At 44.5% G+C, this 8,727-nt stretch carries 9 protein-coding genes; 6 read left to right on the forward strand and 3 right to left on the reverse strand.

The features are described 5' to 3' along the window. Positions 1 to 114: 114 nt before the first annotated feature. Genes CHH91_RS01340 through CHH91_RS01355 form a run of 4 tightly spaced genes read left to right on the forward strand, consistent with a single transcriptional unit; the run spans position 115 to position 4,316 of the window. Positions 115 to 1,239, forward strand: a complete 1,125-nt coding sequence (locus CHH91_RS01340) for an ABC transporter ATP-binding protein (protein ID WP_095221224.1) — start codon at positions 115 to 117, stop codon at positions 1,237 to 1,239. Next, a complete protein-coding gene (locus CHH91_RS01345) occupies positions 1,236 to 2,159 on the forward strand; it encodes a carbohydrate ABC transporter permease (protein WP_095221226.1) in 924 nt (307 codons plus the stop codon). Before CHH91_RS01340 ends, CHH91_RS01345 begins: the two co-directional genes overlap by 4 nt. A gap of 53 nt (positions 2,160 to 2,212) precedes the next feature. Then, complete coding sequence (locus CHH91_RS01350; RefSeq protein WP_411259338.1) at positions 2,213 to 2,968, forward strand: carbohydrate ABC transporter permease; 756 nt, start codon at positions 2,213 to 2,215, stop codon at positions 2,966 to 2,968. Positions 2,969 to 2,987: 19 nt separating this feature from the next. Beyond that, a complete protein-coding gene (locus CHH91_RS01355) occupies positions 2,988 to 4,316 on the forward strand; it encodes an ABC transporter substrate-binding protein (RefSeq protein ID WP_095221230.1) in 1,329 nt (442 codons plus the stop codon). 194 nt (positions 4,317 to 4,510) lie between these two features. On the opposite strand, the gene CHH91_RS01360 is transcribed toward CHH91_RS01355, so the two are convergent. The 3 genes from CHH91_RS01360 to CHH91_RS01370 all read right to left on the reverse strand — a co-directional run bounded on the left by CHH91_RS01360 (position 4,511) and on the right by CHH91_RS01370 (position 7,430). Continuing rightward, on the reverse strand, positions 4,511 to 5,254 hold the full coding sequence (locus CHH91_RS01360; protein ID WP_095221231.1) for a ZIP family metal transporter: 744 nt from the start codon (positions 5,252 to 5,254) through the stop codon (positions 4,511 to 4,513). Between the two features lie 109 nt (positions 5,255 to 5,363). Further along, the gene (locus CHH91_RS01365; RefSeq protein WP_286160653.1) at positions 5,364 to 6,311 is read right to left on the reverse strand and encodes a bile acid:sodium symporter family protein; all 948 of its coding nucleotides are present in this window, start codon (positions 6,309 to 6,311) and stop codon (positions 5,364 to 5,366) included. 99 nt (positions 6,312 to 6,410) lie between these two features. Beyond that, the gene (locus CHH91_RS01370) at positions 6,411 to 7,430 is read right to left on the reverse strand and encodes a PTS sugar transporter subunit IIC (RefSeq protein WP_095221232.1); all 1,020 of its coding nucleotides are present in this window, start codon (positions 7,428 to 7,430) and stop codon (positions 6,411 to 6,413) included. Positions 7,431 to 7,977: 547 nt separating this feature from the next. Between CHH91_RS01370 and CHH91_RS01375 the strand changes: the two genes are divergently transcribed. After that, positions 7,978 to 8,529, forward strand: coding sequence for an ABC transporter permease (locus CHH91_RS01375; protein WP_286160654.1), 552 nt, complete (start codon positions 7,978 to 7,980; stop codon positions 8,527 to 8,529). Between the two features lie 13 nt (positions 8,530 to 8,542). Then, the coding region (locus tag CHH91_RS01380; RefSeq protein WP_141234107.1) for an ATP-binding cassette domain-containing protein at positions 8,543 to 8,727 on the forward strand (185 nt) is incomplete at its 3' end.

Here is an 8,727-nt window from a genome sequence, read left to right on the forward strand (position 1 = left end):
TGTAAAATAAACAGTCATCTCCTTCTTCTCTGTAAACGCTTTTTCACCCACTCTTCACGTTAACTCAATTTTCACTCGATATAGTATAGATGAATTCACAGAAAGGAGCAGATTATGACACATGTAACCTTGGCTGGTTTAAAAAAGTCTTACGATGGCAAAAAAAATGTTATTGAGCAAGTGGACCTGCAGCTGGAGCAAGGCGAGTTCTTCGTGCTTGTCGGTCCTTCAGGTTGTGGGAAAAGCACTATTCTCCGCATGATAGCTGGCCTGGAGCAGATAACGGGCGGGGAATTGTTTGTGAATGGCAAGAAGATGAATGATGCACCGCCGAATAAACGGGATTTATCCATGGTCTTTCAGAATTATGCATTGTATCCGCATTTGAATGTGGAACAAAATATCACCTTCGGCTTACATACAAAAAAAATTTCACGCGAGGAACAAAGACGCCGCACTCTCGAAGCTTCTGACATGCTCGGATTAGCTGATTACTTAAAACGCAAACCACGTGAGCTATCTGGCGGCCAGAGACAGCGTGTCGCCCTGGCCCGTGCCATTGTGACACAAGCTCCTCTTTGCTTGATGGACGAGCCATTATCAAATCTTGATGCGAAACTGCGGACGCGGATGCGTTCGGAAATCCGGCAGATACAGCGGAAGCTCGGGATTACGATGGTATATGTTACACATGATCAGACCGAAGCGATGACGATGGCAGACCGAATGATGATCCTCCATGAAGGCGAAGCGATGCAAATCGGCAAGCCGCTTGATATCTATAATAACCCTGCCAATACATTCGTAGCATCATTTATCGGATCACCTGCCATGAATGTAATGGAAGCAGACGTTTCTCCAAACGGTATTGTTCTATCACCAAATTGCAGCTTACCTAACCCAATGAAAGGCAATGTAAAAGCAGCAAGCAAGAATGTCCAAGTGGGTATACGGCCAGAGCACATCCTATTTGCTGCTCCAGAACAAGCCGATGCTATAGTAGAGATCGTTAATACTGAGATTCTTGGTACAGAAACGCTCATTACTTTCATTCTGGATGAATCCAATGAGCAGTGGATTGCCCGATGGAACGGACAATGGCAATTCTCTGTCGGAGATCGGATTCCGATTCGTTTTGATTTGGATGCTATCCATCTCTTCTCAAAAGACAATGGACGGATTCTATGGTCAGCTAGTGATGGACAACCGAAGCAGACAGCCAGAGAGGTGCTAAGATGAACGCTTCCCGGGATTCACAGCCTGTTCCACCTCAGGAAAGCGTACCAAAGCGGAATCTATTTTCCTTTCTGGAGGGCTGGCTCTATTTGCTTCCTTCTATCATTTTGTTCAGCGTGTTCGTTTTCTACCCAATGTTCCGAACCATATACTTGAGTTTCTTTTTAGCTGACCAAATGGGTCCATTCGAATTCGTCGGATTGGAAAACTATCAGTATATCCTAAGCTCTGACAGTTTTCAGAGCAGTGTAAAAGCTACCATTCTTTTTGTGCTGTACACAGTACCCGCAGGCATCCTGCTCGCTCTTTTCCTGGCTTTGCTGACAAATGAAAAGATACAAGGAATCGGCATATTCCGGACATTGTTTTCCTCAACAATGGGGATGAGCGTTGCAGCATCCAGCGTCATTTGGATGTTCATGTATAATCCTTCAATCGGCATATTCAGCAGGATTGCCGAGTGGCTGGGCTTTCCGGCCGTCCAATGGCTGCAGGACCCCGACTATGCCTTGCTTGCAGTATCATTATCCACGATTTGGATGAATGCCGGCTTCGCATTTCTGATCATACTTGGAGGATTACAGAACATCGATACACACCTATACGAGAATGCAAAAGTGGCGGGAGTAAGCTATCTTTATCAGCTTCGTCGAATTACGCTGCCCATGCTGTCCCCCACTTTATTCTTTATCGTGACAGTATCGTTCATCAATGCCTTTCAGACATTCGGACAAATTGACATCCTTACAAAGGGCGGACCGGTAGAATCAACCAATGTAATCGTCTATTCCATCTATAAGGATGCCTTCATCAATAATGATGTCGGCTCTGCGAGTGCTCAGGCAGTCATCCTGTTCTTCTGCGTCCTGCTGCTGACAGCACTGCAATTTAAGCTTGGCGAGAGGAAGGTGCATTATCAGTGATACTCGCAAAGCGTATCAGTCTTTATGCGGTCCTGATCATCTGTGCCATTATCATGATGTTTCCGATCTTCTATGCTTTCAGCATCTCGTTCATGGATGGCGGGGAAGTGATGGGCGGCCAGCTTCTCCCTAGCAGTCTATCGCTGGATAATTACGTCGAGGTATTTCAAAAAGTGCCGCTTCTAACCTACTTGCTCAATAGTTTCGTCACATCAGCCATTGTTATGATTGGCCAGCTGCTAGTCAGCAGTTTAGCCGCCTTCGCTTTTGTTTTCATGAAATTCAAAGGTAGGGATTTCGTCTTCTTCCTGTTCATTTCTACCATGATGATACCTTGGGAAGCAACGATGGTACCGAACTTCATGACCATACAAGGTTTAGGCTGGACAAACAGCTATCTTGGTTTGACAGTTCCGTTCTTTGCTTTGGCATTCGGAACCTTCCTATTGCGCCAGCATTTCAAGACAATACCACAGGAACTCTACGAAGCTTCTCGGGTAGCTGGCATTTCCAGATTTCGTTTTTTCTGGAATGTCATCCTGCCTATCAGCCGATCGAGCTTAATCACCTTAGGTATTTACAGCTTTCTTACCAATTGGAATATGTATCTTTGGCCGTTGCTAGTAACAAATACGGAATCTGCAAGAACCGTCCAGATCGGGCTTAAACAGCTGCAAACACAGGAAATCGCGTCTGACTGGGGTATCGTCATGGCCGGTGTCGTCATCGTCATTCTGCCTACACTGCTGCTGTTGTTCGCCGGACAGAAAAAACTGCAAAAAGGTCTCACGCAAGGTGCAATCAAATAAAATCGAAAGAGGTTATATGATGAAAAGACTATTAGCTGGTTTATCTGTTTTATTTGTACTGTTCCTCACTGCTTGTTCCAGTACGGATTCTGCGAGCGGTACGACTGAGGATGGCAAGACTGAAATCATCTTCTGGCATGCCATGGGCGGAGAATTGGAAGCAAGCGTCAATGAAATCGTAGACGAATATAACAATTCACAGGATAAATATACTGTAAAACCAGTTTATCAAGGTTCCTATGAGGAATCTTTAACAAAATTGAATACTGTTGCAGGTACTGCGGATGCTCCAGCAGTTACACAGATTTTTGAAGCAGGTACAAAACAAATGATAGACAGCGGAAACATCCAGCCTGTCCAAAAATTCATCGATGAAGAAAACTACGATACATCACAATGGGAAGAAAATATCTCCTCCTACTATCAAGTGGATGGAGAGCAGTATTCTATGCCTTTCAACTCCTCCACTCCTGTGCTTGTCTATAACAAAGATGCATTCAAGGAAGCTGGACTTGATCCTGAGCAAGCGCCTCGCACCTACAGCGAGCTGAAGGAAGCTGCAGAAAAGCTGACAATCAAAGAAGGAGATAAAACGTCACAATATGGTCTTTCCATCTTGAATTATGGCTGGTTCTTCGAGGAATTGCTTGCCACACAGGGCGGAATGTTCGTCGATAAGGAAAATGGTCGCGAAGGCGAAGCGACAAAGGCTTCCTTCAACGATGAAAAAGGTCATAAAGTATTTGAATTGATCAGTGATATGTATGAAGCTGGAACCTTCTATAACAGCGGCCAAAATTGGGATGATATGCGGGCATCGTTCCAGACTGGAACGATGGCGATGATGCTGGATAGCTCTGCAGGCATCAAAGGGCTTGTCGATAATGCTGATTTCGAGGTTGGCGTAGCTTATTTGCCGCATCCGGATGATGTGGATCCGCAAGGGGTCATCATAGGCGGAGCATCCCTCTGGATGGCTAAGGATATTGCCGAAAACCAACAGCAAGCTGCATGGGACTTCATGAAATACTTATCAACAGCAGAAGTTCAAGCAAAATGGCATGTGGAATCTGGTTATTTCGCCATTAACCCAGCTGCATATGAAGAAGATATCGTAAAGCAGGAGTGGGAAAAATATCCGCAGTTAAAAGTAACTGTCGATCAGCTGCACGATACAGTGCCAAGTACAGCAACACAAGGTGCTTTGATTTCCATCTTTCCAGAAGCACGGCAGCAGATTGTAACTGGTATGGAGAGTCTATACCAAGGTGAAGATCCTAAAACTGCATTGGATAAAGCAGCAGCCGAGGTTGACACTGTCCTTGAAAAAGGCAGTCGCAGCAAATAAAAAGACGTGAGAGCATTTTGCTCTCACGTCTTTTTAATACGAAGCTCTTCCAGAACGCTTTGCTTTGCGTTTATTGATAATTTTCTTAACGATCGGATAGATAACAGGTCCATACTTAATCGCTTTTCGAATAAGGTTTTTCATGCTGAAACGCCTCCATTCTTTTGTTTCTATATCCCCTGCAAGAGAGTTACTTAAACATGTGCCAAAGAAAAGGCGATGAACATCCCTATTGCTGTTACAATCCCTACAGCTGGACCGCCCTCTTCATACGCCTCAGGAGCCATGGTGGATGCGACCATGGCAATAATCGCTCCCCCTGCAAATGAATTTAGTATAGCTCTTGTACTAGCGCTCGTATCCTGAAGTAAAACAGCCCCTATTAGTGCACTCAAAGCGGAAATCACGATTACGGCTATCCACATGAAAATGATGCGCTTCCGGCTATAGCCGCTGCTTTGCATCCCTGAAGTACTGGAAAGACCTTCTGGAAAGTTACTGATAAAAATGGATACGATCAAAGCAGTACTGGCACCACCCCCGCTCGCCAAGCTCAAGCCGATCATGGCTGATTCCGGTATTGCATCCATTACTGTACCTGCGAATATTGCTAGTCCTGAGCCCTTCTCGTCTTTATGATGTGTCTCGTGCAGTCGGCTGCTTTTACGATTCTTCCCGCCACTGCGGGATATGAGGATATCCAATATAGTAAAAATAACTGCGCCTCCAAGAAATCCAATCGCTTCTTCCTGCAACCCGCCACTGATTTCATATGCTTCCTCCAAGAGTTCATAGGAGGTAGAACCAATCAGTGCTCCTGTACCTAGAGCCATAATAAACCCGATAATTCGCTTCTTTACGGGTACGAGCATCAGTACGGCAGCACCAATTAAACTGGCAGACCCTGCGATGGCTCCCCATAAAATTGCTTCCCACATATACATCTTCCTTTCCGTGTCTTGTAGAGCCATTGCCAAAATGAGAAGAAATTAAACATGTGTGAAGTGTTCCTTATAAAGAAAAGAAGACCGTCTGGACGGTCTTCTTTCAAGCAGCTGCTTGCTGCGGTTCATATTTTTTCAGAAGGCTGGAAAACACTGCTGCCAAAACCTGCTGGAACAGCATCCCTATCACAACCGGGATAGCGACAGGAGCCGGAAAGAAACTTACAGCAAGGACCACACCCGCGCTGATATTCCGCATTCCCCCAACAAAAGTTACACTCACAATTTCCGCTCTATCGAAACGGAATATTTTCCCGAGCAGCCAGCTTAACAAATAACCGGAAAAAGATATACCAAATACGAGCAATACAATACCTAAGATTGTCATATCCATTCCCTTCAAATGAGGGGCTACAACAGAAGCATTAATGGAAACAACAGCTATAAGACCTAATTTCGAAAATGGCGCCAGATTCATACTTAATGTGCTTGTGACACTCTTGCTGCAAAGCTGATTGACTAGCATACCTGCTATCGATGGTATGACGATCATCCATAACAAGCCTTTCATCATCGGAAGTATCTCTAGCTGGACGTCACCTCCTACCAAGAGATGCAAAGTCAAAGGAACTAACATAGGGGAAAGCAATGTTCCTAAGAGAATTGTCGATAACGTAAGCCCTATATTCCCTTGCTGCATGGCAACCCAGACAAATGCTGTAATACCAGTCGGAATTGCTGTCAGCAGTACAAGGCCTGTAATCGTGTTGACATCTCCAGGAAAGAACAGGTGTCCAAAACCTAGTGCAATTAGAGGCATGATAAAATGAAGCACAACAAAAGCAAGCAGCATCGGTCCAGGTTTTTTAACAGCATGCAGCAGACTCTTAAAGTTTGCTGATAAGCTTCCGGCAAATGTCATACATGCAAATATCCAAGGCACCAAGGCCTCTCCGTGATGCAGATAATCCGCTAGAAGAAATCCTGCCAGGACGCTCACAGGAGTCAAGAAAGGCATGTATTTAGCAAGTATGCGATTAAGTTCATCCATGAAGGATATCCTTCTTTCTAATTTTGTTTCTCCTTTCAGTATAACAGCAAAATTGTTAGCTGCATGAAAAAAACCGCAGCTTCGCAGCTGCGGTTTTGGTTATTGAATTTCCATACGCAAATCGCCGACCTTGGCCCATCCGATCGATTTGATCACATGATAAAGACCAAGTGAAATGATCAGCGGCATGATGACGCCTGTTACTAAATAAATCAAGAAAGCTTCCCAGCCTTGGCTGGCCAGGATATTAAGCGGTGCAATGAATGAATTCAAGCCCAAACCTGCCAGTTCGTAGGACGTTGTAAACCCTAGCAGCACTGTTGCGATCGGTGCACAAACAACTGCCGCTACAAATGGCGGGATGACAAGCGCTGGATTCTTTATTAAGTTAGGGAATTGTACTTTTGGTGTAATGACAAACTGTGCCAGAAAACCACCTAAATCATTTTGACGGATGCTCATGAACGTAAACCCGACAAACTGTGCCGTACAGCCGATCAAGGCAGCCGCACTGGATACCGGATCCAGCTGTAATGCAATTGCCAAAGCTGCAGAAGAAGCTGGTGTCATCAACAGGATACTCCACACCAATGAAATGACGATAGATGCAAGCAGCGGTGAGCCAGTAACGGAGTTGGCAATCTGTCCGCTCATCCATGTTAGCAGCGGTGTTGTAACTGCAGCAAGTCCCGCTCCAGCAATCCCCCCTACAAGTACTGCCGCAAACGGGATAGCCATCATATCAAGCGGTGTCTTCCCTGCTACCCTTTTACCTACATATGTCGCAACGACAGCAGCAAGCACTGCACTGATCGGCTGTCCCGATACCATCGATGTCAGTAAGCCGTCATCGCCTACAGTCATTGCAGCTCCGCCGATCGTGGCACTGATCATTGCACTGAAGACAACCAACGTATTGCCGCCCAGCTGAACAGCGATTCCGGCACCTAAAGCGGGTGCCAACAATGCTTTAGCAACAGTACCGACAGCAATCAATGTCGGCCAGTTCAGAAATTCACCAAAAGTCTCCATCAATAGACCGATACCGAGGGTCACGAGGACTGCATTTGCCATTCCTTGTGATGCTTTGTACATTCGCTCGATTAAGTATTCCTTCATTCTTCTCGCTCCCTCTCCCCGCTAAATAGTTTGTCAATTCAGACTATTTAGCTTTCCATTCTCTCTTTTTTTGTATAAGGGCGTGACTCCTTACACTCTAGTACATTTTAAATGAGTACATATTAGTATTTAGATATACTACCATCATTTTTAGGAGGAAGTAAATATATTTCTTATAATATTATTTAATTTTTCAGTTATCTTATGGTTTCCGTAGCCAAAACTTTCCCCTTATGTCGAGAAGGAAATCCATTGATATATTATGCTCAGCCACCTTCAAGCCTAATATCCTCCCGATTACTCCACCATACTTAGTGTTATAAGTTAATCCTGTCTTTGTAATGGTTATTTTTTCATGTTAGGATGTTGGTTTATCTGGGTATAACAATAGGTAGTAAAAGTCTGATAAGACCTTTAGCATGACAAATTTAGGAGGTGCCCTCCCATTACGGATTTAATCGAATATTTCACTACTAATTTTACATTCATACTTGGATATACATGGGATCATATCAAGCTTGTCGGTTTAGCAATTATCATCGCAATTGTGATCGGTGTCCCATTAGGTATTTATTGCTCCGTCAATAAATACGCTGCCTCCACTATTCTCCAAATTGCTTCTATCATGATGACTATTCCAAGCCTCGCTTTATTTGGAATCATGATTCCAATTCTTTCACTTATCAACGAAGGAATCGGTACGTTACCGGCTGTTATCGCACTTGTACTTTATTCACAGCTGCCGATCATCCGGAATACGTACACAGCTATCAGCAATGTCGATCCCGACATACGTGATGCGGCAAATGGCATTGGACTGACTACATACCAGCGCCTCTATAAAGTGGAGCTTCCAAACGCCATGCCATTAATCATGGCTGGTATCCGCACTGCTACCGTCTTAAATATCGGTGTAGGAGCCATCGCCACGTTAATCGGAGCTGGAGGTCTTGGCGGTATCATCTATCAAGGAATCCTTCGTACCAACAACACAATGATCCTTGCAGGTGCAATTGCGGTTGCTGTTTTGGCATTGATTGCTGATTTGTTCTTGCGCTTAATCGAAAATCTATTTACGCCAAAGGGTGTAAAAAAATAATAAGGGTGACATTATGATTCATTTCAACGATGTAACAAAGGTATACAACGGCAATGTAAAAGCTATTGAAAATATGAATTTCACAGTCGAAGATGGTGAATTAGTCATTATGCTGGGACCTTCCGGCTGCGGAAAGACGACTTTGCTCCGAATGGTGAACCAGCTGGAGAGTATTACAGATGGTGATATCATGCTCAA

Source organism: Virgibacillus sp. 7505 (assembly GCF_002272135.1).
In the GTDB taxonomy this organism is placed as follows: Bacteria; Bacillota; Bacilli; order Bacillales; family Amphibacillaceae; genus Terribacillus.